A 25,051-nucleotide genomic window follows, 5' to 3' on the forward strand; every position below is an offset into this window, starting at 1 on the left:
TGGAGCGAAGCGGCGTCCTGAGCACGGGACCCGGCCGTCTCCGCGTCACGGCAGGCCGACGACGGCGTCCCCCCAGGTCACGGCAGGGCGAGAACCCTGTCGATCAAGGCCCGCATCTCCTCGTCGAACAGGATCGTCCGGTAGTCCCCGTGGGGCGCCAGCCGGCGGTCGGAGTCCCGCACCCGGCGGAGCAGCGCCCGCGTCCCCGTGGTGACCGTGCCGATGTCGACGAGGGCCCGCAGCGCGTCGACGAAGTAGCCGTAGGAGTCGTCGCCGTCGGCGAGGGGCTGGAGGTACTCCCCCAGCACCGACACGCTCGGCTCCGGCTCGCCCGTGATCGGCGCGAGTGCGATCGCGGACCGCAGCCGCATCCATCCGTCGCCGCTCTCCATGAGCTGCCGTACCCGGTCGGCGTAGGGCGCGGCGTCCGGGCCGAAACGAACGAGGAGGCTCACGGGACGGTGGACGGCCTCCTCTTCCGTCTGCACGGCGTCCCCGATGAGCCGCAGCGCCGTCGCGTGGTCACCGGCGACGACCGAGGCGGCCCAGGCCACCTTCTGGTGGTTGCCGGGGTAGTCGAGGACGGTGGCCCGGCGTATCGCGGGTGCGGCGGACGCGGCGGCCGGACCCATGGCCAGCAGCGCGTCGATCGCGCTCAGCGAGTACCGGGCGTCGTCCAGCAGGGCCGTCACCTCCGGCAGCGCGGGCGCCGACGCCTCACCCCACGCGGTGAGGACGCCGAGCAGGCAGCCGGTCAGCCCGCCGCCCTTGCCGTCCTTCCGGAGCACGTCGCGTATGCCCGGCAGCAGGGTCTCCGCGTGCGCCGCCAGCGGGGTCAGGACGTCCTCGACCTCCGGCAGGCGCGGGTCGCCCGAGCAGTAGGAGCGCGAGTACTGCCCCTCGTAGGGGGCGTACAGCCGCTCGACCAGGCCCGGCAGGGCTCGCGGGTCGCCGATGCGGGTCAGCGCCCAGCGGGCGTGGTCGCCGACGGTACCCTCCAGGAAGTCGTGCTCGTCCTCCCCCGTGTCGTCGAGGAGGGCGGCGAGTTCGTCGGCGTAGGGGGCGGCGAGGGGGCCCAGCACGGCGAGGAGGTGGACGGCCCGGTAGCGGACGCTGTCGTCCGGGTCGGCGAGCAGCGCGCCGGCGTACGGCAGCAACTCCCGCGCCACCGACGGGCGGCGGACCAGCAGGCGCCACGCCTCGTCGAGCCCGACGCGGCACAGCGGGGCGTCGCCGTTCCGGCGGCCCGCCTCGATCAGGTCGAGGACGAAGCCCAGCAGCGTCGGGGGTTCGGGGGCGAAGAGGCCGACCGTCCACGAGACGACGTCCTCGCGGGTGAAGGCGGCTTCCACGTCGGGGATGTACCAGGCCGCCTCGAACAGCGGTCGCACCGCCGGGTCGGTGAAGATCTCCATCAGCAGTTCGCGCTCCCGGAGCGGCACCCCGGGGTCGATCGCGGCCCAGGCGTGCACCGCCGCGACCCGCAGAACGGGGTCGTCCCCCCGCAGCACGTCGGTCAGCACCGCCCGTACGCGGTCCACCGCCTCCGGGCCGGCGGACCCGGCGGCAGTCCCGAGTTCCAGCAGGAGGGCCGGCCGCACCGTCGGGTCCGTCTCGGCCCGCCAGCGGTCCAGCAGCGGGTCGACGTCCTGGGCGAGGGGCAGGGCCTCCCGGCGCACCCGCGGGTCGGGGTCCGCCAGCAGCGCCCGGAACAGGGGCCGCTGCCGCGCCCATGCCTCGCGCCACTCCTCGTCCACCGGCCCCGGCAACACCTCGTCCACCGGCCCCGGCGCCCCCTCCTCCACCGGGTCCGGCCGGGCTTCGGCGGCCGCCCGGGCGAGGCTCACCAGGAGCTCGACGAGCGTCAGCCGGGCACCGCACGCCGGATCACCGGCCAGGGCGGCGATGTAGGGCAGGGCGGCGGTACTGACGGCGGGGAGGCGTCCGGTGCCGAGGGCGAGGCAGTCGTACAGCGGGTAGCAGTCCTCCTCGGTCGCCGCCTCACCCTTGATCGCGATGGCCCGGAGAGCCTTGCGTATCCCCGCCGAGGGCCTGTGTTCGAGCACCGGCTCCAGCCGCTCCCACGGCACCTCGTCCAGCGCCTCCAGCGCGAAATCCGCCACGCACGCCCCCCGTTACCCCGTCTCCATCGGTCCCCCGGGCGGCCATCCTGCCATCGAGAACGGCCACCGCCGAACGGATTTTCGACCACCGGATCAGCGGGCGAGGCGTTGTCAGACCCTCCTGCCACACTGCGGCGCATGGCTCTCACAGATCTCACCCTTGACACCTGGCGCTCCTTCGCGCCGGCCACCGCGCAGCAGGTCGCCCAGGACGCCGCCGACCAGGTGGGAGGCAGGGTGGTGAGGGTCGAGCGCGTCGAGCATCTCGGAGCTCCACAGCACCGCGCGCTGATCGAGCGGGACGGGCAGGAGTTCGCCCTGATACCGGGCGGCCGGGTGACGCTCGGCTTCGACGCCGCCGTCTGGCGGCCGACACCCGAGCAGTCGGCGGACTACGCCCGGAGCGCGGCCCAGGGGTACGGGTACGACGCCGACCTGCGGGGGCATCTCGCCCAGGTGCTCAGCCCGCGCCGTGACGTCGTGCTGGACACCGTGCTCATGGCGGTGGAAGGCGAGCACCTGACCGAACCGCCCGCCGGGACGCCGGCCGTCCTGGCGGCGCGCGGTCTGCGCATGCCCACGTCCGACGAGTGGGAGCACGCCTGCGGCGCCGGCGCCCGCACCCTGTTCCGCTGGGGCGACGACTGCCCCCTCGACCGTGTCCCGTACGACGACCCCACCGGCCCGCAGCACACGCCGAACGCCTTCGGCCTGCGCATCGCGTACGACACCTACACCACCGAGCTGACGAGCGACCCGTCGGTGGTGCGCGGCGGCGACGGCGGCGAGTCCGTGTGCGGCGGCTACGGTGCTCTGCTCGGCTGGCTGCCCCTGGCCACGGCGAGCGTCAACCCCGCGATGGCGGAGTTCGTGTACGGGGACGACGGCGAGTGCTTCTACGAGGACTTCACCGTACGGCCGGTGCTCGCGCTCTGAGGGCGGCCGCCACCGGGCCGGTGTCCCTAGGTGTCCCGGGGCTTCCCTGGGCGTCCCTAGGACTGTTCGGCCGCGCGCTCCGCGTTCCGCTTCTTGATGCGGGCGCCTTCCTTGCGCACCTCGGCCTGTGTGGCGCGCTCCCGCTGGAGCCACTCGGGGCTCTCGTCCTTCAGGGCCTCGATCTGCTCGGTGGTGAGGGGCTCGGTGACTCCGCCACGGGCCAGTCCCGCGATGGAGACGCCCAGCTTGGCGGCCACGACCGGGCGGGGGTGCGGGCCGTTGCGGCGCAGCTCCTGCAGCCAGGCCGGCGGGTCTGCCTGGAGCGCGTTCAGTTCGGCGCGCGAGACGACGCCCTCCCGGAACTCGGCGGGGGTGGCTTCGAGGTACACACCCAGCTTCTTCGCCGCGGTGGCGGGCTTCATGGTCTGGGGTGCGGTCTGGTGCGACGTCATGGTGTCCAGGGTATCGAGCATGTGCGCTACCGCTGACCACGCCCAGGAGAGGGACGGGGGTGGGCGGCGGTGACGGCGCCGCCCGATAGCCTGGTCGTGTGACAGGCTCGGAAGCATCGCCCTCGTTCCGGCTCGCGTACGTCCCGGGAGTGACGCCCACGAAGTGGGTGCGGATCTGGAACGAGCGGTTGCCCGACATCCCCCTCACCCTCGTCCAGGTCTCCGCCGCCGAGGCGCTCGGCGCGCTGCGGGGCGGCGAGGCGGACGCGGGCTTCGTCCGGCTGCCGGTGGACGGGACCGACCTCAGCGCGATCCCGCTCTACGCCGAGACCACAGTGGTCGTGGTCCCGAAGGACCATGTCGTCGCGGCCGTCGACGAGGTGTCCACCGAGGACCTCGCCGACGAGATCGTGCTGCACCCCCTCGACGACACCCTCGACTGGGAGCGCCCGCCGGGGCAGCCGGCGTTCGAGCGTCCCGCCACCACGGCGGACGCGATCGAGCTGGTGGCGGCCGGGATCGGACTCCTCGTCGTCCCCCAGTCGCTGGCCCGCCTCCACCACCGCAAGGACCTCACCTACCGCACGGTCACCGACGCCCCCGAGTCGCGGGTCGCCCTGTCCTGGCCGCAGGACGCGACCACGGACATGGTCGAGGACTTCATCGGCATCGTCCGGGGCCGCACGGTCAACAGTTCCCGGGGCCGCCCCAAGCCCTCGGAGGAGAAGCAGCAGGCAAAGCCGAAGCGCCAGCCCGCCGGCGGCACGCGCCGCCAGCCCACTACCGGAAAGCCAGCCGCCCGCAACCCCCGATCCGGCTCCGGCGGCACCAGAAACGCCAAGAGCGGCGGCAGGCCGGGAAAGCCCCGTCGCCGCTCATGAACGAGGGGCCACGGCCCCCTGCACCGGGCCGCGGGCCCGAAAAGGGGCGCGGTGAACTGCGCGGTCATCCCCCACTCGCCCGCAGTCGGCCCTCAACCCGGCGGCCGCCTTACCTCACCGCTTCTTGATCCGCAGGAACGTCACCGAGTTCGCCGGAAACGTAGAGCGGAACTCCCCCGCCACCCCGGCTCCGCCGGCTTGTCGTCGGTGAAACTGCCCCACTCCTGGCCGTCGAGCAGCAGCGTGACCTCGCGGCCCGGCACCTTGACCTCGATGTCGTACGCGCGGCCCGTATCGATCGTCCCCGGCTTGGAGATCAGCGACGACTTGCCGCCGTCGACGGCCTGCTCCACCGCGCTGGTCTTGAAGGCGTTGCCCCAGGAGGCGTACTCGCGTCATCGGGACCGGAGTTGGACACGACCTTGATGTCGGGGCTGTTCGAAGTGTCAGGCGATGATCAGCACATCGAACGGCAAGATAGGGAGGTGGTCCGAGGGCGTCAATGGGGCGTGCGGCCACCGTTGGGACGCAAGGGAGGCCCGGAATGGGTGAGTTCCGGCCGGTGCCGGACGCGCTCGGCTATCTGTCGGGAAGCTGGCAGGTCACCCGCTCGGTGCGGGACCTCGCGAGCGACGCGACGGGCGAGTTCTCCGGGACGACGACTTTCGGCCCGCTGCCCGACGGCGGCCTCCTCCACCGGGAGGCCGGGATCTTCGTCTGGCAGGGCGTCCCCCGCCCCGCCGAACGCACCCTGCGCTTCCTGCCGGGCCCGGCCCCCGGCACGGCCGACGTCCGCTTCGCCGACGGCCGCCCCTTCCACGACCTGGACCTGACCTCGGGCCACTGGCGCACGGACCACCCCTGCGCCGCCGACCTCTACCGGGGCGAGTTCGAGGTGTACGACGAGGACCACTGGCGCACGACCTGGAGTGTCGGCGGCCCCGCGAAGCACCTCCTCCTCATCACGCACTACACCCGGGACCCCGCACCGCACACGGGCCCGGCAGCCCGGGAGGCCGGCATGACGCACCGGGCCCCGACCCGAGTACGTCCAGGCCCGGCACGCCGAGAGCACGCACCTGACGCCGCGGGGCCGCCCTCCGGGCGACGGCGGGAATTTGACGACAGGGCCTAGGCGGCGCCCAGCCGCAGGTTCCAGCGGCCCGGCGCGCCCGCCACGGTGAGCGTCGACAAGGGACGGACGTCCATGTGCCAGTACGTCGAGGGCGGCGCCTTGAGCGCGTAGACCAGGGCGGCGCGGAGCACGGAGGGCTCGGCCACGGCGACGATACGGCCGCCGTCGTCCTTGGGCCGGGTGTCGAGCCAGTCCCCTATCCGGGCGATGAAGGCCATGAGGGACTCGCCGCCGTGCGGGGTGCAGCGCGGGTCGGCGAGCCAGGCGTCCACCGCCGAGGGCTCCCTCGCCATGGCCTCGCCGAGGGTGAAGCCGCGCCAGCGGCCCATGTCGCAGTCGCGCAGCGCGGGCTGGGCCAGCGGCGCGTACCCGAGGGCGTCGCCGGTGGCCCGGCTGCGGGGCGTCGGCGAGCAGTAGCGCAGCTCGGCCGCCGCCAACGGCACCAGTTGGTGGGCGGCGCGCTGCACCTCGTCCCAGCCGGCCTGGTCCAGCGGCCGGTCGTCCTCGAAACGCTCAGCGAGCAGCGAGGAGCAGCGCGCCGCGGCGACGAACGTGACCCGAAGATGCATGCGGCGATCGTGGTGGCCGAAACTGAGCAGGTCAAGAGGTGTTACCCAGAGGTTACGAGAGGCCCGCGGGCCCTCGTGCCGCACGCTCGAAGACGAGTGCCATCCACCGGTCCGGGTCGGTGAGCGGCTGGAAGCCGAGCTGCTCGTAGACACCGTGCGCGTCCTGGGTGGCGAGCAGGACGCGGCGCAGCCCGAGCGGTTCCGGACGGGCGCGCACGGCTCCCACGAGCGCCTTGCCGATCCCCTCGCCGCGCAGCGCCGGATCCACGTACACGTCGCAGAGCCAGGCGAACGTCGCCCCCTCGGTCACCACCCGCGCGTACGCCACCTGCTCACCCGTAGCCGCCTCGTAGACGCCGAAGTTGAGCGACCCGGCGATCGCGCGTTCCTGCTTCTCGCGGGGCCGGCCGAGGGCCCGGTACACGTCGGCGGACAGCCAGCGGTGGACGCGCCCGACGTCGAGACGGGCCGGGTCGGTGGACACCTCGTAGCCCTCGGGCAGGGTGAATGCGCCGTTCCTGGCTGGACGTTCGCAGGTCACAGGCCCGCTGTCGAACCGTTTACCGCCGCCCGCAGCCGCCGTACGCCCTCGACGATCTCCCCCGCCCCGCTGACCCCGGCGAAACTCAACCGCAGGTGCGCTGCGGGAGGTTCGGCGCTGAAGTAGGGGCGGCCGGGGGTGACGGCGACACCCGCGCGGAGGGCGGCGGCGACCAGCGCGGCCTCTCCCCCGGAGCCGAACGCCCGGTCCCCGCCCGTGCTTCCGGCGCCGTCGGGCAGGCGGAGCCACAGGTGGTAGCCGCCGGAGGGGATGTGGGGCAGGGCGAACTCGGGCAGACGCAGTCGCAGCGCGGAGGTCATCGCGTCCCGGCGGTTCTTCAACTCCCGGGACACCGCGCGCAGATGGCGGGGCCAGGCGGGCGAGCCGACGAGTTCCAGGGCGGCCTCCTGGAGGGGGCGCGGCACGAAGAAGGTGTCGACGACCTGGATGGCGCGCAGCCGTTCCAGGACAGGTCCGCGGGCGGCCAGCGCGCCCACCCGGAAGCTGGGCGAGGTCGCCTTGGTCAGTGAGGACACATGGACGACGACGCCGTCCGGGTCGTCGGCGGCCAGCGGCGGCGGCAGCGGCCCCGCGTCCTCGTGCGCGAGCCGGCGCACGAAGTCGTCCTCGATCACGAAGGCGCCCGCCTCGCGTGCGATCCGCAGCACCTCGCCGCGGCGCTCGGCGGACAGGGCGGCCCCGGTGGGGTTCTGGAAGAGCGGCTGGCAGACGAAGACCCGCGCGCCGGACGCCTTGAACGCGTCGGCGAGGAGCGCGGGCCGCACCCCGTCCGGGTCCACCGGCACCGGGACGGGCCGCAGACCGGCGGCGCGGGCGATGGCCAGCATCCCGGGGTATGTGGGCGACTCGACCAGCACGGGGGCGCCGGGCGACGCCAGCGCCCGCAGGGCCGTCGTCAGCGCGGACTGGCCGCCCGCCGCCACGATCACCTCGGCGGCCGTGATCGCCCCGCCGATGCTCCGCGCGAACCACTCGCGCAGCTCCGGGACGCCCTCGACGGGGGGCCGCGCCCAGACGCCGGGGCGCCGTCCGGCCCTCGACAGGGCGGCGCCCATGGCCTGTTCCGGTTGCAGCGCGGGGTGCAGATAGCCGCCGTTGAACTCGATCACGCCGGGCGGCGGGGAGGCGAGCGAGACCAGGACGCCCGACGCGTCGACCGTGCGCGGTGTCGGCTCGGCGGTGCCGTCGGCGCTCAGCGCGACCTCCTGCCAGGAGGTGTCGCCCACGGCCGCCGTCCCCGTGTCGCGGGGCCGCGCCCGGAACGCGCCGGCGCCGGGGCGGGTCACCACCAGGCCCTCGGCGGCCAGTTGGGCCAGGGCCCGCGAGACGGTGACCGGGCTGACCCGGAAGCGGTCCACAAGGGCCCGACTCGACGGCAGCTTTCCTCCCGGTGAGTAGCGGTCCAGCTCCTTCCTGAGCTGTTCCGCCAGTTCCGCGACACTGCTACGCTCGTGCATGAGAGCACAGAGTAGCGCTATCGACCAGAGGACAGTAGCGGTCGGCACCGGCCCAGCCGGGCCCCGGCGTTCCGGAAGCGGTGGCGGCACCCTTCAGGCGGCCCTCGGTGTGGTCGCCTTCTCCCTCACCTTCCCGGCCACCGCCTGGGGCCTGGAGGGCTTCGGCCCCTGGTCCCTCGTCGCCGTGCGCAGTGTCCTCGCGGCCGTCATCGCGGGCGGCTGTCTGCTGGCCCTGCGGGTGCCGCTGCCCGGCCGCCGACACTGGGCGGGGCTGGCCGTGGTCGCCGCCGGGGTGGTCGTCGGCTTCCCGCTCCTCACCACGCTCGCCCTGGAGACCTCGACCACCGCGCACGCCGCCGTGGTCGTCGGGCTGCTCCCGCTGACCACCGCCCTGCTCTCGGCGCTGCGCATGGGCTCGCGGCCCTCCCGCACCTTCTGGTGCGCGGCGCTCGCCGGGGCCGCCGCCGTCCTCGCGTTCACGGTGACGCAGAGCGGCGGCGCCCTCGGGACCGCCGACCTCTACCTCTTCGCCGCGCTCCTGGTGTGCGCGGCCGGCTACACCGAAGGCGGCAGGCTGGCCCGGGTGATGCCCGGCTGGCAGGTCATCGGCTGGGCCCTGGTGCTCTGCCTGCCGCTCGGCGTGCCGGGGGCGCTGCTGGCCCTGTCGTACGAGCCGGTCCACTTGACGGCGCACAGCGTGACGGGGCTGCTGTGGGTGGCCGCCGGGTCCCAGTTCCTCGGTCTGGTCGTCTGGTACCGGGGCATGGCGGCCATCGGCATACCCAGGGCCAGCCAGTTGCAGCTGGCCCAGCCCCTGCTCACACTGGTGTGGTCGGTGCTGCTGCTGGGCGAGCACCTGACCGTGGCCGCCCCGCTGACGGCCGCGGCGGTGCTCGTGTGCATCGCCGTCACCCAACGGGCGCGGGGCTGACCTCCGGACCCGATCCGGTCGAGCCCGCCCGCCGTAGACTCAGGCCACGGACCGATGCTCCCGCGCCTGGTGAGGAGGCCCAGAGATGCGTGCAACCGTGGGCGACCAGCTTGTCCAGCACGGCAGGGTGGTCGGGCAACACGACAAGGTCGGCGAGATCGTCGAAGTCATGGGCCAGGAGGGGAACCCCCCGTACCGCGTCCGTTTCGAGGACGGGCACGAGGGTGTGTGCTCGCCCGGCCCGGACACGGAGATCCGGCACAGGGAAGCGCGGCAGTAGACCGCCGGAGCAGAGCCGGCGGTGGTCAGCGCGGTGGCTCCGCGGGCCGCTCGTAGTGGTCGGCGACCACGCGCGCCATCGCCCCGCTCCTGTCCTCGGTCACCTCCTTGGCCGAGAAGAACACGTGCCCGCGCACCTCCGGGACGTCACGGGCCAGTGACAGGTGCCGGGACAGCTCGGCGGGGTCCTGCCAGGCCGCGGGCTGCGCCGGGTCGCCGGCCTTGTAGAGGGCCTCCCCGATGTAGAGGCGCGTTCCGGTGCCGCGAGCGGTCTGCGCCCACCAGGCCAGCAGCTTGGCGTAGTCGGCGGCGGCGAAGCCGATGTTCCAGTACAGCTGGGGGACGATGTAGTCGATCCAGTTCCTCCGGACCCACTTACGGGTGTCGGCGTACAGGTCGTCGTACGTCTGGACACCGGCGCGGGTGTCCGAGCCGCGCGTGTCGGTGGCGGCGTTGCGCCACACCCCGAAGGGGCTGATGCCGAACCGGGTGCCGGGCCGGACCGCCTTGATCTGCGCCGCCATCTCCTTCACCAGCTTGTCGATGTTGTCGCGCCGCCAGTCGGCCCGGTTGGGGAAGTTCCCGCCGTGGGTGTCGTACGCCGCGTCGTCGTCGAAGACCTGCCCGGCGACCGGGTACGGGTAGAAGTAGTCGTCGAAGTGGACCGCGTCGACCGGATACTTCCGTACGGCGTCGAGCATGGCCTTCTGGACGAAGGCGCGCACGGCGGGGATGCCCGGGTTGTAGTAGAGCTTGCCGCCGTAGGGGACGACCCAGCCGGGGTTCTCGCGGGCCGGGTGCCCGGCCGCCAGACGGCTCGGGTCGGTGTGGTTGGCGACCCGGTACGGGTTGAACCAGGCGTGCAGCTCCAGCCCCCGGGCGTGGGCCTCCTCGACCGCCGTGCCCAGCGGGTCCCAGCCGGGGTCCCTGCCCTGGGTGCCGGACAGGTACTGCGACCACGGCTCGTACGGGGAGGGCCAGAGCGCGTCGGCCGTGGGGCGCACCTGGAGGATCACCGTGTTGAGGCGGCGCTCCACGGCGGTGTCGAGGTGGGCGAGCAGCTCGGCGCGCTGCTCGGCGGCGGTGAGGCCGGCCTTCGAGGGCCAGTCCCGGTTGACGACCGTGGCCAGCCACATACCGCGCAGCTCACCGGAGTGCCGCCTGCGGCGGGCGGGTTCCTGACCGGCGATGGCGGTGCCCGCCGCCACTCCGCCCGCCGCCACGAGCGTCGTCACCGCGGTCGTCCAGAACGCCCGTCGTGACATCCGCGGCTTCCGATGCATCCTCGTACCTCCAGGTACCGCTTCGTGCCCGCCTCGTCGCGGACCGTTCGCGAGCCAGCCTTCCATGTGGTACCCGCGATACTGATCGGTAGCGGCCGGAGGTAACGTGCAGGTTTGGCGCAGGCCCGTACCCGGGGTATCTGCCAGCCACGTAGACCAGTGAAAGGGACGATGTGACGGACTTCCCAACGGGAGATCTCGCGCGAGTCGGAGTCGTGGGCTGCGGCCAGATGGGAGCGGGCATCGCCGAGGTGTGCGCCCGCGCCGGTCTGGACGTCAAGGTCGCCGAGACCACCGGCGAAGCCCTGGAGATCGGCCGTACCCGGCTGTTCAACTCCCTGTCCAAGGCGGCCGAGCGCGGCAAGATCAGCGCGGAGGAGCGGGACGCCACCCAGGCACGCCTGAGCTTCACCACGGACCTCGGGGAGTTCGCCGACCGCGATCTCGTCATCGAGGCGGTCGTGGAGAACGAGCAGGTGAAGACCGAGATCTTCCAGGTGCTCGACCAGGTGCTGACCCGCCCCGACGCCATCCTCGCGTCGAACACCTCCTCCATCCCGCTGGTGAAGCTCGCGGTCGCCACCTCGCGTCCGGACCAGGTCATCGGCATCCACTTCTTCAACCCGGCCCCGGTGCAGAAGCTCGTCGAGCTGATCCCGGCCCTCACCACCTCCGAGGGCACGCTCAGCCGGGCGCAGCTGTTCGCCGAGAAGGTGCTGGGCAAGCACGCGGTCCGCGCGCAGGACCGCTCGGGCTTCGTGGTCAACGCGCTGCTCGTGCCCTATCTGCTCTCCGCCATCCGCATGTTCGAGTCGGGCATCGCCGGCCGCGAGGACATCGACAACGGCATGGAGCTGGGCTGCGCCCACCCGATGGGCCCGCTGAAGCTGTCCGACCTGATCGGCCTGGACACGATCGTCTCCATCGCCAATTCGATGTACGAGGAGTACAAGGAGCCGCTGTACGCCGCTCCCCCGCTGCTCCAGCGCATGGTCGACGCGGGCCGCCTCGGCCGCAAGACGGGCTCGGGGTTCTACACCTACGACTGATCCCCGCTTCACCGCTACGGACCGTGAGACACGGTTCCTCGTACGGGCCCGGCACCGGGAAGGTGCCGGGCCCGTCGCATTCACACACCGTGTGCGCGGCGGACACGCATATGCCGCTCGCACACGCTCCCCACGCGCCCACCAGGCGAGTTGACTTGCCGTGCGCATGCAAGGGATGTGACGACTACCGAGACGATTACAGAAAGGAGCGGACTCGTGGCCATCGACCCCGAGCATCCCGTGGCCCACGGTGAACTCGCAGAGTTACGCCGCCGCCTGGACGTGGCGCACGCACGCGTCGAGGGAGGGCTGACGCTGCTGAGTCACCGTGCAGAACAGACCGCCAAGGAGCTGGACGACCTGAGCACACGGGTCGTCACCCTGGAGCACTCCCGCTGGCCGCTGCCCGCGGTCGCGGCCCTCACCGCCGTGGGAGCCCTGGTGGTGGCCATCTGGCAGGCCGTGGGCCGCTGACCGGTACGGGCGGGACGCCCGACGGGATCAGCGCCCCGCGTCCTGTCCGAGCCTCAGGTGGTGCAGGAGCAGCAGTGCGGCCGCCATGTTGGCGGCCGGGACCTCGCCGCGGGCGACCATGTCGGGCACGAGCTTGAGGGGAACCCATTCCCTGCGGTCCGACTCGAAGTCGTCCACCGGGTGACCGACATACGCGCCCTCGTCGGCCCAGTAGATGTGGTGCCGGGCGTCGGTGAGCCCGTTGGAGGGCTCGACGCTCATCAGGTGGCGCAGCGGTCCCGGCCGCCATCCGGTCTCCTCCTCCAGTTCCCGGGCGGCCGCGTCGGCGATGCCCTCGCCGTCCTCGACGACGCCGGCCGCCAGCTCCCACCCCCAGCTGTCGGTGATGAAGCGGTGCCGCCACAGGAGCAGCACCTCATTGGCCTCGTTGACCACGGTGGCCACGGCGACGGGCCGCAGCCGTATCAGGAAGTGATCGAGATGCCGCCCGTCCGGTAACGCGACGTCCGCCAGATTGACGCTGAACCAGCGGTTCGAATACACAGTTTGTTCGCTCTGTTTCGTCCACTGCACGGTTCTGCCACCTTCCGCCGAGTAAGTGGCAATATCGCAGCAGGAGCGTGGCGACAGCAGGCGCACAGGCGGTGCACGGTCCGGCGGGGAGCGCGCTGTCAGAGCGGTACGCGCAAGGCCCCGTCGATGAGTTCGGCGGCCTCGGCGGTCCCCGCGCAGCCGTTTCGCACCAGGTGCTCGCGTACCGCCCGCAGTCTGTCGCGCAGGCGCATGGACTCCACACCGCGCGCCCGTTCGGCCATTTCCACGGCGGTCCGCACCGCCTTGTCGGCGTTGCCCTGCCGTAGTTCGATCTGGCTGAGCATGGCGAGCCGGTGCACCCGGCCCCGGTCGTGCGCCGGGGTGTCGACGGCAGCCGCCGCGTGCTCCGCCGCGGCCGTCAGATCGCCGAGGCTGAGCAGTGCCTCCGCCACCTGCACATTGACCAGGCCGGGTTGGACATAGCCGGTCTCGTCGGGTTCGTGGCCGCGCCGGATGCGCTCGGCGGCCTGTTCCGCCCGCCTGATGCAGGACAGCGCGCTCGTGCCGTCGCCGAGGTGCGCGTACGCCTTGGCCTGCATCGCGTAGAGGTCCGCGGCGAGGGCCGGGGTGATGTGCTTGCCTGCGGCGCGCAGCGCGGCCTCGGCGAAGGCGACGGCCTGGCGGTACTCCCGCATGAACAGCGACTGGTTGACGAGCAGCGCGATCACATACGCGCCGAGCCCCCGGTCCCCGCTGGCCTTGGCTAGCCGCAGCGCCTGGTGGAAGTAGCGCTGGGCGAGCCCGTGCGCGTCGGAGTCGTACGCGCAGATGCCGGCGATGGCGACCAGTCCGCCGGTGGCCCGGTGGAGCTGGCGTCCGGTGGCGTCGGTGTAGCTGCCGCGCAGCAGGGGCGCCGCCTCGGCGTTGAGGAATCCGACGATGCGGGCCCGGGTCGCGACGCCGCCCGCCTTGCGGTACAGCTGCTCGTAGTGCGAACGGGCCGCGCGGAGCATCTCGATGTCGGCCATGCTGACCTGATGCCGTCCGCCGCGGGACACGTCGACGTCCTCCGGCGGGTTCTCCCACTCCCACACGGGCATCACGGCGGGTGTCCCGGTGACGGCGGGGGCGCCGAGGACATGGGGGCGCTGTTGTTCGTCGGAGCGCCACAGGGCGGTGGCGCGCTCCACGAACCCGGAGAGGCCGGCGCCGTGCTGGGAGGTCGCCTCGCCCGGTACGCCGAGACCGATGTCGTCGAGGGTGACCGGCCGGTGCAGTCGCCCGGCGAGCACCTCGCAGATCAGGTCGGGCACCTGGCCGCGCGGGCGCTGCCCCTTCAACCACCGGGCCACGGCGGTGTGTTCGTATCTCAGCGCCAGACCGCGTGCCCGCCCTGCCTGGTTGACGTGCGCGGCGAGTCCGGCGTGCGAGATACCGGCTTCGTCGAGGATCGCGTCGAGCAGGGTGTTGGGCTGCATGGAGGCCCTCCGGTGGCTCGGTGCCGGCGAGGGGCAGCGTAGCGCCTCCCTCTTCACACGGGGTGTGAAGGGAATGCCCGGATTCGGGCTGTGCGCGCGCTGTCGCGGAGAGTTTCGGACCGCTTGACTGGAATGCCTCGCAAGAGGCCGACTGGGCCACCGGCTCCCCCTCGTACAGCGCGGTGGCCCTGTCGGGACGGGCGGGCGCTCGGGCCCGGACGAGGGGCATCGGACGCCCAAAGGTTCGGTGGTGTCGGCGGCTACGGCCCGGGGACGACGGGCGGGGTCTCGGCGGCGGGGCCATGGGGGCCGAGGGCGCGGTTCCCGGCGCCGGTGCACGCGGCGGCGGCCCTGATGAGCCGGTCGTTGCGGATGATCAGTATGGCGATGTCGTCCTTGGGCCGTCCCCCGGTGTGGCGCAGGAGCTGGCTGAAGACGGCGCGCAGGACGGAGTGGGGCGAGATGGGGCGGCCCCGCACGGCCTCGGCGAGGGCGGCCGGCAGCGGGAAGAAGCGGCCGTGGCCGTCCCTGGCGTCCTCGACCCCGTCGGTGTGGAGGAACAGGGCCTCTCCGGGGAGGAGCCGGCCGCAGGGGGTGGCCGGCAGTTCCGCCGGCAGCGGGAACACGCCCAGCGGGGGCAGCGGGTCGGCGCGAGCCATCGGTTCCGCCCGGCCGGTGCTGAGCAGATACGGCCAGGGGTGCCCGCAGTTGAGGGCGTGGACCTCGCCGTCCGGGGCGATCTCCAGCAGGAGCACGGTCACGAACTCCTCGGTGTCCTCGGTCCGTGCGCGGCTGCGCAGATGCCGGGCGAGGGCGCGGTCGAGGCGGGTGAGGACGCCGGCGAGTTCGGCCTCGTCGTGGACGGCCTCGCGGAAGCTGCCGAGTACGGCGGCGACGGTGCCGATGGCGGAGAGGCCGTGGCCGCGCACATCACCCATCACGACCCGTACGCCGTGTTCGGTGGCGATCACCTCGTAGAGGTCGCCGCCGACGCTCGTGCCCCGGTCGGCGGAGAGCTGGGCGGCGGCGGTGGCCAGTCCGTCGATCCGGGCGGGCAGCGGCCGCAGCAGGACGCTCTGCGCGGCACCGGCGACCCGGCGCGCCTGGCGCACCTCCCGCAGCAGCACCTGTCTGACCTGCAGCACCAGCCCGGCGCCGACCGCGAAGAACACGGCACTGCTGGCGAGCCGGGCCCCGAGCCCGTTGTTCTGCGCCATCGGGCAGGCCCATTTGTAGGTGATCGCTGTCGCGCCCCACGCCGCGGGCAGTCCCAGTGCCAGCGCCCGTCGGACAGACCGCCGGTCGGACGGGCGGCGCCTTCGGACCCATGCCCGAGGAGGTGCCCCAGTCCTGATTCGAATCATGCCGTTGGCCCCCCATCAGGCCCTGACAGCGGTACGGCCCAGAGAGGCCGGTCCGATTCTGTCGACCGGATGCCCCGTTAGGACCAGATCGCCCGGAGTTCTCACTCGAATGAGTGAGAAGAGAGAAGGGGGCGGGGGCCGGGCCCCGGCACCGGCACCGGCACCGGGGCGAAGCCCCGAAAGGGGCGCGGGGAACTGCGCGACCAGCCACGGACAACCCGCAGCCGCCGTGAACCCGCAGCTCCCCGCCCCTTCAGCGCACTCAGCGCCCTCGGCGCACTCGGCGCACTCGGCGCCCTAGCTCCGCAGAACCGCCCCCGTACGCTCGCCCGCGAGGGCGACCGCCGCGTCGCGGGCCGCGGACGCCTCGTCCACGGTCAGCGTCCGGTCCCCGGCCCGGAAGCGGAGCGCGTACGCCAGGGACTTGCGCCCCTCGCCGAGCTGCTCCGCGTTCTCGTAGACGTCGAACAGGCGGATGCCCTCCAGCAGTTCACCGGCGCCCTCGCGCAGCGCGGCCTCGACCTCGGCGTGCGGCACGAACTCGTCGACGACCAGCGCGACGTCCTGCGTGGCGACCGGGAACGAGGAGATGCTCGGCGCCTGCGGGGTGTCGTCCCCGACCCGCTCCAGCACATCCAGGTCCAGCTCGGCCGCGCAGGTACGCGCGGGCAGCCCCAGCGCCTTCACGACGCGCGGGTGCAGTTCACCGGCGTGGCCCACGACCCGCTCGGCGCCGTCGACGACGACCACGAACTCGGCGCAGCGGCCCGGGTGCCAGGGCCCGTACTGGCCCTTGCGGACGATCAGCTCCGCGCCGGCCTCACGGGCGACGGTGCGCCCGGCCTCGACCGCGTCGGCCCAGTCGGCCGGACGGCCCTTGCCCCACCAGCCGGCCTGCTCGCGGGCCCCGGCGAGGACGACGGCGACATGGCGCGGCTGCTCGGGCAGCGCGGCGTTCAGCGTCGCGATCTCCTCGGCGGTGGGCCGGCGGTCGACCGGCAGCGCGACGGCGACGCCCTGCTCGGCGCGCGGCTGGAAGACCAGCCCCGTCTCGAAGAGGGCCAGGTCGTGCGAGCCCCGGCCGTCGTTGCGCCGCAGCGCGCCGAGCAGGCCCGGGAGCAGCGACGTGCGGAGCGCGGGCTCCTCGTCGCTCAGCGGGTTGGTGAGCCGGACGACGCGGCGGGCCGGGTCGTCGGCGTCCAGCCCGAGCTGGTCGAAGACCTGCTCGCTGATGAACGGGTAGTTCGGCGCCTCGACGTACCCGGCGCCGGCGAGCACCCGGCCGACCCGGCGGTGCAGCCGCTGCCGGTGGGTGAGGCCGCGGCCCGACGGGGGCTTGGGCAGCGTGGAGGGCAGGTTCTCGTAGCCCTCCAGGCGGATGACCTCCTCCGCCAGGTCGTTGATGTCGGCGAGGTCGGGCCGCCACGACGGCACGGTGACGATCAGCTCGTCCTGACCGTAGACGTCGCAGCCGACCTCCTGGAGGCGGCGTACGACGGTCTCGCGGCCGTAGACGACACCCGCGACCTTGTCGGGGTGGTCCGCCGGCACCGCGATGGTGTGCGGCGCGGACGGGGCGATGACCTCGGTGACGCCCGCGTCGGCCGTGCCGCCCGCGAGGAGCACCAGCAGGTCGACGGTGCGCTGGGCGGCGGCGGACGCGGCCAGCGGGTCGACGCCGCGCTCGAAGCGGCGCGACGCCTCCGACGACAGCTTGTGCCGACGGGCGGTGCGCGCGATGGAGACCTGGTCGAAGTGGGCGGCCTCGATGACGACCTCGGTGGAGGCGTTCTCCAGATCGTCGTGGTCGGCGATCTCCGTGTCGGCGCCGCCCATGACGCCCGCCAGGCCGATGGGGCCGCGGTCGTCGGTGATGACGAGGTCCTCGGCGTGCAGCTTCCGGGTGACGCCGTCGAGGGTGACGATCTTCTCGCCCTCTGCGGCGCGGCGCACGCCGATGGTGCCCTGGACCAGGCTGCGGTCGTAGGCGTGCAGCGGCTGGCCGAGCTCCATCATCACGTAGTTGGTGATGTCGACGGCGAGGGAGATCGGGCGCATGCCGACCTTCTGGAGCCGGCGCTTGAGCCAGATCGGGGAGCGCGCCTCGGGGTCGAGCCCGGTGACGGTGCGGGCCGTGAAGCGGTCGCAGCCGAGCGGGTCGGAGACCTGGACGGGGTGGCCGAAGGCGTTCGGGCCGGGCACGTCGAGGAGCGCGGGGTCGCGCAGCGGCAGGCCGTAGGCGATGGCGGTCTCGCGGGCGACGCCGCGGATCGACAGGCAGTCGCCGCGGTTGGCGGTGACGGCGATGTCGAGGACCTCGTCGACCAGCTCCAGCAGTTCGATCGCGTCCTTGCCGACCTCGGTCTCCGGCGGCAGCACGATGATGCCCTTGGTGCCGTCGTCGCCCATGCCCAGCTCGTCGCTGGAGCAGATCATGCCGTGGGAGTTCCGGCCGTAGGTCTTGCGGGCGGAGATCGCGAAGCCGCCGGGCAGCACGGCGCCCGGGAGGACCACGACGACCTTGTCGCCGACGGCGAAGTTGCGGGCGCCGCAGACGATCTCCTGCGGCTCGCCGGTGCCGTTGGCGGTACCGACGTCGACGGTGCAGAAGCGGATCGGCTTCTTGAACTCCGTCAGCTCCTCGATGGTCAGCACCTGGCCCACGACGAGGGGGCCCTTGAGGTCGGCTCCGAGCTGCTCGACGGTCTCGACCTCCAGGCCGGCCGACACGAGCTTGGCCTGGACGTCACGGCCGGTTTCGGTCGCCGGCAGGTCGACGTACTCCCGCAGCCAGGAAAGCGGGACCCGCATCAGATCTCCATCCCGAACGGCCGGGTGAACCGGACGTCACCCTCGACCATGTCTCGCATGTCTTCGACGTTGTGGCGGAACATCAGCATCCGTTCGATGCCGAACCCGAAGGCGAAGCCGCTGTACTTCTCCGGGTCGACACCGCAGGCGGTGAGCACCTTGGGGTTGACCATGCCGCAGCCGCCGAGCTCGATCCAGCCCTCGCTGGAGCAGGTGCGGCAGGGCCGGTCGGGGTTGCCGACGGACTCGCCGCGGCAGACGTAGCACACCATGTCCATCTCGGCGGACGGCTCGGTGAAGGGGAAGAAGTTGGGCCGCAGCCGGGTCTTCATGCCCTCGCCGAACAGCGACTGGACCATGTGGTCGAGCGTGCCCTTGAGATCGGCCATGGTCAGGCCCTCGTCGACGGCGAGCAGCTCCACCTGGTGGAAGACCGGGGTGTGCGTGGCGTCCAGCTCGTCGGTGCGGTACACCCGGCCGGGGCAGATCACGTACACCGGCAGCTCGCGCTCCAGCAGGGAACGGATCTGGACGGGCGAGGTGTGGGTGCGCAGGACGACACCGGACTCGGTGCCGCCCTGGGGGCCCTCGACGAAGAAGGTGTCGGCCTCGCCGCGGGCCGGGTGGTCCGGGCCGATGTTGAGCGCGTCGAAGTTGAACCACTCGGCCTCGACCTGGGGGCCCTCGGCGACCTCGTAGCCCATGGCCACGAAGACGTCCTCGATGCGCTCCGAGAGCGTGGTGAGGGGGTGGCGGGCGCCGGCCGGTACGCGGTCGTAGGGCAGCGTGACGTCCACGGCCTCCTCGACCAGGACGCGGGCGTCGCGCTCGGCCTCCAGTTCGGCCTGGCGGGCGGCGAGGCCCTTGTTCACGGCGCCGCGGGCCTGGCCTACGAGCTTGCCGGCGGCGGCCTTGGCGTGCGGCGGCAGGGCGCCGATCTCGCGGTTGGCGAGCGCCAGCGGGGAGGTGCCGCCGGTGTGGGCGACCTTGGCCTCCTGGAGCGCGTCGAGGGAGTCCGCGGCGGCGAAGGCGGCGAGCGCCTCGTCCCGCATGCGCTCGATCTCTTCCGGTTTCAACGCCTCGACCTCTACAGGGTCGTACGACTTATTCGGTGCCGACATCTCTTCCCGTGCTTCCGGTTGGCTGGCTGAAGGTCCCCGTCACACCGACTCGTGGACGAATCGTCTCCGCTAGTGGGACGCAAAGGTGCCAAAGGCCGAGTCTAACGGGGTTGAGGTGTGCGAACGCGCCCGCGGGGCGGCTAGGCCAGATAGGCCGGGGCCCCCACGGGCAACGTAAATCGGAACTCGGCGCCGCCGCTCGGGGCGCGTCCGACGGTGATGGTGCCGCCGTGGGCTTCGACGATGCCCTTGACGATGTAGAGCCCGAGGCCGGTGCCACCGCGCTTGCTGCCCCGCCAGAAGCGGGTGAAGACGCGGTTCATGGACTCCTCCGGGATACCGGTGCCCTCGTCGCTCACCGTGACCGACGTACCGGTGTCCTCGCCCTCGCGGGGGGACGCCGTGGGCGTGACGTCAATCGTGACGGTTCCCTCGCCGTGCCGCACGGCATTTTCGAGCAGGTTGCTGAGCACCTGGTCGATCTTGTCGGGGTCGGCCCACAGGTCGGGCAGCGGCTGCTCGATCCGGAGCAGGAACCGGTCGGCGGGCTGCCCCGCGGCGACGTACGCCTGGATGTGCCTGCCGACGGCCGCGCCTATGTCGACGGGCTGCCTGCGCACCTCGAGCCGCCCGGAGTCGATGCGGGAGATGTCGAGCAGCTCGGCGATCAGCCGGGTGACCCGGTTGGCGTCGGCGTCGACGGTCTCCAGCATCAGCTTCTTCTGGTCGTCGGTGAAGCGCTCCCACTTGGCGAGGAGCGTCGCGGTGAACCCCTTGACCGAGGTGAGCGGCGAGCGCAGTTCGTGGGCGACCGTGGCGATCAGCTCGGCGTGGCTGCGCTCGGTGCGGCGCCGGGCCTCGGTGTCGCGGAGGGAGACGACGACACGGCGGACGGGCCCGGTGGGTTCGGTGCGGATGTAGCGGGCGGATACGAGGACTTCGCGGGCGCCGGGCAGCAGCAGGTTCCGCTCGGGCTGGCCGACGCGGATGGCGAGGCCCCCGTACGGGTCGGTGAGCTGCCACCAGCGGCGGCCTTCGAGGTCCTCCAGCGGCAGTGCCCGTTCCAGGGGCAGTCCGAGGGCGTCGGCCGCGGGGACGGCCGTGATCCGGGCGGCGGCGGCGTTGAAGCAGATCACCCGGCCCTGTTCGTCGGCGACGACGAGTCCGTCGGGGAGGTCGTCGGGGTCGATGCCGAGTCCGGCGACCGTCTCGGCGTGCGGCGTCGTGGGTGTGGCGCGCACGTCGCGTCCCCCCAGTGTGCTGCTCGTGCCGACCCTCATCCCCGTACCCCACCTCTTCCGTTGTGCAGTGGGCCCCCGAGCCCGTCACCCTACTAGCTGGGAGTGACGGTGCGGCACCCTCCGAAGGCGCGCTGTGCACGGGCGGACGCGTAGAGACATACGGCGGCGGCGGTCGCGAGGTTCAGGCTCTCCGCCTTTCCGTGGATGGGGACGCGTACGACGGCGTCGGCGAGCGCCCGGGTCTCCTCCGGGAGGCCCCACGCCTCGTTGCCGAAGACCCAGGCGGTGGGCCCGCCCATGGTGCCCTTGTCCAGTTCGTCGTCGAGGTCGTCCTGCCCGGCGCCGTCCGCGGCGAGGACGCGTACGCCGGCGTCCTTGAGCCCCGCGACGGCCTGCTCGACGGGCACGCCGACGGCGACGGGCAGGTGGAACAGCGAGCCGACGGAGGCGCGGACGGCCTTGGGGTTGTAGAGGTCGACGGACGCGTCGGTGAGGACGACCGCCTCGGCGCCGGCGGCGTCCGCGCACCGCAGGACGGTGCCGGCGTTGCCGGGGTCACGGACGTGGGCGAGAACGGCGACGAGCTGGGGGCGGGCGGCGAGGACCTCCTCGAAGGGCGTGTCGAGGAAGCGGCAGATCCCGACGAGGCCCTGCGGGGTGACCGTGGTGGAGATGTCGGCGATGACGGTCTCGTCGGCGAGGTGCACGCGGGCGCCCGCGGCGCGGGCCTCGCCCACGATGTCGGCGTAGCGCTCCGCGGCGTCGACCGTGGCGAACAGTTCGACGAGGGTGGGCGTGCCGTCGGCCGGCGCGCGGTGCGCCGCCGCCTCCCGCACCGCCTGGGGGCCCTCGGCGAGGAACAGGCGGTCCTTGCCCCGGAAGTTCCGCCTGGCGAGCCGCCGAGCGGCGGCGACCCGGGCGGAACGGGGGGAGATCAACTCGGGGGCGGCGGACATGGATCACCTTCGGGTGGGGCGGGGGTGGTGGAGGGGGCGCCTTTGAACTCGGGGGTACGGGTTCGTCGGCGGCTGCGGATGGTTCGTGGTCTCGCGCAGTTCCCCGCGCCCCTGAAAAGCGACCGGGGCTACGCCCCGTGCTTTTCCTGGGGAGGGCGGGCCGCAGGCCCGTCCCCCCAGGGGCGCGGGGAACTGCGCGAGAAACCACAACGAACCCGCAGCCGCCGACGAACCGCGCACCCCCGAACTGGCAGGCGCAACAAACACCCGGACCCGCAAGCCTCGAAAGGCCCACGGGTCCGGGGTTCACATCGACATCCGGCTCAAGGCCAGCGCAGCGTCACGCGGCCTTCGGCGCGTTGACGTCCGCCGGCAGCGCCTTCTGCGCGACCTCGACCAGCGCGGCGAACGCGGTGGCGTCGTTGACGGCCAGCTCGGCGAGGATCTTGCGGTCGACCTCGATGTTCGCGGCCTTCAGACCCTGGATGAGGCGGTTGTACGTCATGCCGTTCTGGCGGGCCGCAGCGTTGATGCGCTGGATCCACAGCTGACGGAAGTCGCCCTTGCGCTTCTTGCGGTCGTTGTAGTTGTAGACCAGCGAGTGGGTGACCTGCTCCTTGGCCTTGCGGTAAAGGCGCGAACGCTGACCGCGGTAGCCGGAGGCCTGCTCGAGGATCGCCCGGCGCTTCTTGTGGGCGTTGACTGCCCGCTTGACGCGTGCCACTTTTTAACTCCTTGTAGCGGGGCCGTGGTTGTCCTCACACGGCCCGGAATTCGATGGGGTCCCGGTCCTGACGTACGGCGCTGGGTGATCGACGGACGATCAGCGCCGCTTCGTCACTTGCCGAGAAGCTTCTTGATCTTCGCGGCGTCGCCCGGGGCCATCTCGGCGTTGCCGGTGAGGCGACGCGTCACGCGGGACGACTTGTGCTCGAGCAGGTGGCGCTTGCCGGCGCGCTCACGGAGCACCTTGCCGGAGCCGGTGACCTTGAAGCGCTTGCTGGCACCGCTGTGCGACTTGTTCTTCGGCATAGCGCCGTTCTCTCCTCGTCAGTGGCGCTCCGGTGCCCGGTCGTTAAACCGGGCACGACGGAACGTCATTTCTATCGGTTGACACCCCGGACTCGCGTCCAGGGCTTTCCCCCGGACTCTCGTCCCGGGGACTTACGCCTCGGCGGGCTCCTCGGCAGGCGCCTCGACCTCGACGGGCTCGGCGTCGGCGGCGTTCTGCGACTTGCCGGGGTTGGCCTTCGCTTCCGCCTTCCGCGCTTCCTGAGCCTGACGGGCCTCGGCCATCGCCTCGGTCTTCTTCTTGTGCGGACCGAGAACCATGATCATGTTGCGGCCGTCCTGCTTCGGGTTCGACTCGACGAACCCGAGGTCCTGGACGTCCTCCGCGAGACGCTGCAGCAGTCGGTAGCCCAGCTCGGGCCGGGACTGCTCGCGACCACGGAACATGATCGTGATCTTGACCTTGTCGCCCTGCTTGAGGAACCGGACGACGTGACCCTTCTTGGTGTCATAGTCGTGCGGGTCGATCTTCGGCCGGAGCTTCATCTCCTTGATGACCGTGTGCGCCTGGTTCTTGCGCGCCTCACGGGCCTTCATGGCCGACTCGTACTTGAACTTCCCGTAGTCCATGAGCTTGCAGACCGGCGGACGCGCGTTCGCGGCCACCTCGACCAGGTCGAGGTCGTACTCCTGCGCAAGCTCCAGGGCCTTGGCAAGCGGGACAATCCCGACCTGCTCGCCGCTGGGACCGACAAGTCGCACCTCGGGAACGCGAATCCGGTCGTTGATGCGGGGCTCGGCGCTGATGGATCCTCCTCGGTAGCACCCCACGACGGTCTGGCGGACCGCCGCGTCATGTCTGGTTGACATAAGAACCAACCATCGGGACCCATGAAAAATGCCCCGGACGGTACACAGGCGGGGCTCCAATGACTGCCGGAGCACCGCCGCGGTGGCCGCGGGGCGCGATTCGGACGACTCCACCGTCCGTACGGAACGGTGGGGGCCGCCTGACCGGTGACCTGCCGTCCCGGAGGATGGTCAGGTGGGAGTTCGGAGCCTCCACTTGCGGGCCGGGCACACAAGTGTCCAGCCGGTCGTAGACATAACCATAGCGGGTTCAAACCTGGGGTGCCAATCGGGGCGCAGCGGACTCCCGCAGGTGGGAGCGTGCGCGCCGGGGCCTATCGTGTGGGGCATGAGTGACACCCCTCCTGAGTCCCCCGAGTCCCCCGACTTCGACTCGATGACCCGTGACATCGCCGAGGTCCCCGCGGTCGAGGTGATCGTGACGGTCGCCGTCAATCTGATGAGCGCCGCCGCGGTGAAGCTGGGCCTGACCGAGGAGGGCGACAAGTACAAGGACCTGGACGAGGCCCGGAAGCTGGTGCACGCCCTCGCCGGTCTGCTCGACGCGTCCACGACGGAGATCAGCTCCTTCCACGCGGCGCCGCTGCGCGACGGTCTGAAGTCGCTGCAGCTGGCGTTCCGCGAGGCATCGGTCGTCCCGGACGACCCGGGCCAGGGCCCGGGCGAGAAGTACACCGGCCCGATCTACGGCTGAACCCGACCCTTCACGTACAGGGGCTCGCCCGGAGGCGTGGTTCCGGCCGGCAGGAGTGCCAGGTCGAGGCCGCGCACCAGGCGGGCCCTGAGTGTTTCGTCGGCGGCGAGCCGCGAGGCGACCGCTCGGGCGGCGTCGGCGGGGACGGCGGCGGGGTCGAGGACCAGGGCGAGGGTGCCGTCGGCCTGTCCCGGCCCGAGGTGGGCGCGGAGCACGGCGGGCTCGGCGGCCACGGCGGCGCGCACCGCGTCGACCACCGCGGGGTCGGCGAGCGGATCCGCCGTCGTCCGTCCCTCGGCGAGCGCGAGCAGTGCGGGCCCCGTCAGCTCGAACGGCACGGGTCCCGCGAGGTCCAGGACGAGCGTGTCGGCCTTCTCGTGCGCCGCGGCCTGGAGGGCCTGGTGCGTCGGTACGGCGACGGGGCGGGCGGCGGGGTCCCAGCGGGCGAGGGAGTCGGTGGAGGTGAAGGCGGGCAGGGCGGTGCGGCTGCCGGCCTTCAGGGTGGGCACGGCCATGTCGCTGGTCTTCTCGCGGCGCAGCCCGTTCTCGTCCTCCTCGACCTCACCGAGCACGGCGACGACGGGGACGAGCAGCCGGGCGCCCTTGAGTGCTTCGAGGACGGGGCCCACCGCGGTCCGGTCCTCGGCCCAGGCGGCGAGCGCGGCGCTCAGCCGGGGGTCGGCCGAGCCGTCGTCGTCGGAGTAGCCGGGGTCGGGAATGTTCTTGTTCGCCACGGTCGTCGACCCTATCGGTGCACGTCTCCCGGGCGTTCGCCGGGCCGGAAGCGCGGCGGTCGCCTCGGGGGTACGGCCGTATCGTCGACGGCGTCGTCGTCTGGAT

The 25,051-nt window shown here is 72.5% G+C and carries 25 protein-coding genes and 1 pseudogene; 8 read left to right on the plus strand and 18 right to left on the minus strand.

Annotated elements, in window-relative coordinates; translation table 11 throughout:
• Positions 1–77: 77 nt before the first annotated feature.
• The gene (locus tag ACZ4Z2_RS17590) at positions 78–2,123 is read right to left on the minus strand and encodes a hypothetical protein (protein ID WP_468076896.1); all 2,046 of its coding nucleotides are present in this window, start codon (positions 2,121–2,123) and stop codon (positions 78–80) included.
• Between the two features lie 138 nt (positions 2,124–2,261).
• Here ACZ4Z2_RS17590 and ACZ4Z2_RS17595 point away from each other — a divergent pair, with 138 nt between their 5' ends.
• Entirely contained in the window at positions 2,262–3,059 is a 798-nt protein-coding gene (locus ACZ4Z2_RS17595) for a hypothetical protein (protein WP_468076898.1), read from the plus strand.
• Between the two features lie 56 nt (positions 3,060–3,115).
• On the opposite strand, the gene ACZ4Z2_RS17600 is transcribed toward ACZ4Z2_RS17595, so the two are convergent.
• The gene (locus ACZ4Z2_RS17600) at positions 3,116–3,511 is read right to left on the minus strand and encodes a DUF5997 family protein (protein ID WP_468076900.1); all 396 of its coding nucleotides are present in this window, start codon (positions 3,509–3,511) and stop codon (positions 3,116–3,118) included.
• A gap of 98 nt (positions 3,512–3,609) precedes the next feature.
• Here ACZ4Z2_RS17600 and ACZ4Z2_RS17605 point away from each other — a divergent pair, with 98 nt between their 5' ends.
• Entirely contained in the window at positions 3,610–4,392 is a 783-nt protein-coding gene (locus ACZ4Z2_RS17605) for a LysR family transcriptional regulator substrate-binding protein (RefSeq protein WP_468076902.1), read from the plus strand.
• Between the two features lie 140 nt (positions 4,393–4,532).
• On the opposite strand, the gene ACZ4Z2_RS17610 is transcribed toward ACZ4Z2_RS17605, so the two are convergent.
• Positions 4,533–4,745 (minus strand): hypothetical protein, encoded by a 213-nt coding sequence (locus tag ACZ4Z2_RS17610; protein WP_468076904.1) that lies wholly within the window; start codon positions 4,743–4,745, stop codon positions 4,533–4,535.
• Positions 4,746–4,936: 191 nt separating this feature from the next.
• Between ACZ4Z2_RS17610 and ACZ4Z2_RS17615 the strand changes: the two are divergent.
• A pseudogene (locus tag ACZ4Z2_RS17615) lies at positions 4,937–5,374 on the plus strand (DUF6314 family protein); the annotation flags it as partial.
• A gap of 149 nt (positions 5,375–5,523) precedes the next feature.
• On the opposite strand, the gene ACZ4Z2_RS17620 reads toward ACZ4Z2_RS17615, so the two are convergent.
• The 3 genes from ACZ4Z2_RS17620 to ACZ4Z2_RS17630 are packed head-to-tail and all read right to left on the minus strand — an operon-like array spanning position 5,524 to position 8,115.
• Positions 5,524–6,096, minus strand: coding sequence for a histidine phosphatase family protein (locus tag ACZ4Z2_RS17620; RefSeq protein ID WP_468076906.1), 573 nt, complete (start codon positions 6,094–6,096; stop codon positions 5,524–5,526).
• A gap of 52 nt (positions 6,097–6,148) precedes the next feature.
• Positions 6,149–6,637, minus strand: coding sequence for a GNAT family N-acetyltransferase (locus ACZ4Z2_RS17625; protein ID WP_468076908.1), 489 nt, complete (start codon positions 6,635–6,637; stop codon positions 6,149–6,151).
• Positions 6,634–8,115, minus strand: a complete 1,482-nt coding sequence (locus tag ACZ4Z2_RS17630; RefSeq protein WP_468076910.1) for an aminotransferase-like domain-containing protein — start codon at positions 8,113–8,115, stop codon at positions 6,634–6,636. The genes ACZ4Z2_RS17625 and ACZ4Z2_RS17630 overlap by 4 nt, the downstream gene beginning before the upstream one ends.
• Between ACZ4Z2_RS17630 and ACZ4Z2_RS17635 the strand changes: the two genes are divergently transcribed.
• On the plus strand, positions 8,114–9,046 hold the full coding sequence (locus ACZ4Z2_RS17635; protein WP_468076912.1) for a DMT family transporter: 933 nt from the start codon (positions 8,114–8,116) through the stop codon (positions 9,044–9,046). The genes ACZ4Z2_RS17630 and ACZ4Z2_RS17635 overlap by 2 nt on opposite strands.
• A gap of 85 nt (positions 9,047–9,131) precedes the next feature.
• Entirely contained in the window at positions 9,132–9,326 is a 195-nt protein-coding gene (locus ACZ4Z2_RS17640; RefSeq protein ID WP_055517021.1) for a DUF1918 domain-containing protein, read from the plus strand.
• A 25-nt stretch (positions 9,327–9,351) separates the two neighbouring features.
• Here ACZ4Z2_RS17640 and ACZ4Z2_RS17645 read toward each other — a convergent pair whose 3' ends face one another.
• Positions 9,352–10,608 (minus strand): glycoside hydrolase family 10-like protein, encoded by a 1,257-nt coding sequence (locus tag ACZ4Z2_RS17645; protein ID WP_468076914.1) that lies wholly within the window; start codon positions 10,606–10,608, stop codon positions 9,352–9,354.
• Positions 10,609–10,781: 173 nt separating this feature from the next.
• Between ACZ4Z2_RS17645 and ACZ4Z2_RS17650 the strand changes: the two genes are divergently transcribed.
• Both ACZ4Z2_RS17650 and ACZ4Z2_RS17655 read left to right on the plus strand, forming a co-directional pair.
• The gene (locus ACZ4Z2_RS17650) at positions 10,782–11,657 is read left to right on the plus strand and encodes a 3-hydroxybutyryl-CoA dehydrogenase (protein WP_468076916.1); all 876 of its coding nucleotides are present in this window, start codon (positions 10,782–10,784) and stop codon (positions 11,655–11,657) included.
• 216 nt (positions 11,658–11,873) lie between these two features.
• Entirely contained in the window at positions 11,874–12,131 is a 258-nt protein-coding gene (locus ACZ4Z2_RS17655; RefSeq protein WP_468076918.1) for a hypothetical protein, read from the plus strand.
• 27 nt (positions 12,132–12,158) lie between these two features.
• Here ACZ4Z2_RS17655 and ACZ4Z2_RS17660 read toward each other — a convergent pair whose 3' ends face one another.
• The 10 genes from ACZ4Z2_RS17660 to infC form a co-directional block, all read right to left on the minus strand.
• Positions 12,159–12,704, minus strand: a complete 546-nt coding sequence (locus tag ACZ4Z2_RS17660) for an NUDIX hydrolase (RefSeq protein WP_468076920.1) — start codon at positions 12,702–12,704, stop codon at positions 12,159–12,161.
• Between the two features lie 98 nt (positions 12,705–12,802).
• Positions 12,803–14,143 carry a transcriptional regulator gene (locus ACZ4Z2_RS17665; RefSeq protein ID WP_468076922.1) on the minus strand — a complete coding sequence of 447 codons (1,341 nt, stop codon included), beginning with the start codon at positions 14,141–14,143 and terminating at the stop codon, positions 12,803–12,805.
• Between the two features lie 260 nt (positions 14,144–14,403).
• Positions 14,404–15,360, minus strand: a complete 957-nt coding sequence (locus ACZ4Z2_RS17670; RefSeq protein WP_468076924.1) for a PP2C family protein-serine/threonine phosphatase — start codon at positions 15,358–15,360, stop codon at positions 14,404–14,406.
• Between the two features lie 444 nt (positions 15,361–15,804).
• Positions 15,805–18,318, minus strand: coding sequence for a phenylalanine--tRNA ligase subunit beta (gene pheT / locus ACZ4Z2_RS17675; RefSeq protein ID WP_468076926.1), 2,514 nt, complete (start codon positions 18,316–18,318; stop codon positions 15,805–15,807).
• Entirely contained in the window at positions 18,318–19,439 is a 1,122-nt protein-coding gene (gene pheS / locus ACZ4Z2_RS17680) for a phenylalanine--tRNA ligase subunit alpha (protein WP_468076928.1), read from the minus strand. Before pheS ends, pheT begins: the two co-directional genes overlap by 1 nt.
• Before the next feature lie 140 nt (positions 19,440–19,579).
• Positions 19,580–20,719, minus strand: a complete 1,140-nt coding sequence (locus ACZ4Z2_RS17685) for a sensor histidine kinase (protein ID WP_468076930.1) — start codon at positions 20,717–20,719, stop codon at positions 19,580–19,582.
• Positions 20,720–20,772: 53 nt separating this feature from the next.
• Positions 20,773–21,636, minus strand: a complete 864-nt coding sequence (locus ACZ4Z2_RS17690) for a TrmH family RNA methyltransferase (protein WP_468076932.1) — start codon at positions 21,634–21,636, stop codon at positions 20,773–20,775.
• 340 nt (positions 21,637–21,976) lie between these two features.
• Positions 21,977–22,360 (minus strand): 50S ribosomal protein L20, encoded by a 384-nt coding sequence (rplT, locus tag ACZ4Z2_RS17695; protein WP_184896197.1) that lies wholly within the window; start codon positions 22,358–22,360, stop codon positions 21,977–21,979.
• Positions 22,361–22,473: 113 nt separating this feature from the next.
• Entirely contained in the window at positions 22,474–22,668 is a 195-nt protein-coding gene (rpmI, locus tag ACZ4Z2_RS17700) for a 50S ribosomal protein L35 (protein ID WP_004933563.1), read from the minus strand.
• Between the two features lie 132 nt (positions 22,669–22,800).
• Positions 22,801–23,517 (minus strand): translation initiation factor IF-3, encoded by a 717-nt coding sequence (infC, locus tag ACZ4Z2_RS17705; RefSeq protein WP_468076934.1) that lies wholly within the window; start codon positions 23,515–23,517, stop codon positions 22,801–22,803.
• A gap of 328 nt (positions 23,518–23,845) precedes the next feature.
• Here infC and ACZ4Z2_RS17710 point away from each other — a divergent pair, with 328 nt between their 5' ends.
• The gene (locus ACZ4Z2_RS17710; protein ID WP_055521885.1) at positions 23,846–24,211 is read left to right on the plus strand and encodes a DUF1844 domain-containing protein; all 366 of its coding nucleotides are present in this window, start codon (positions 23,846–23,848) and stop codon (positions 24,209–24,211) included.
• On the opposite strand, the gene ACZ4Z2_RS17715 is transcribed toward ACZ4Z2_RS17710, so the two are convergent.
• Positions 24,202–24,945 carry an SseB family protein gene (locus ACZ4Z2_RS17715; RefSeq protein ID WP_468076936.1) on the minus strand — a complete coding sequence of 248 codons (744 nt, stop codon included), beginning with the start codon at positions 24,943–24,945 and terminating at the stop codon, positions 24,202–24,204. The genes ACZ4Z2_RS17710 and ACZ4Z2_RS17715 overlap by 10 nt on opposite strands.
• Between the last annotated feature and the right edge of the window lie 106 nt (positions 24,946–25,051).

This window comes from Streptomyces sp. NPDC030183 (assembly GCF_055573455.1).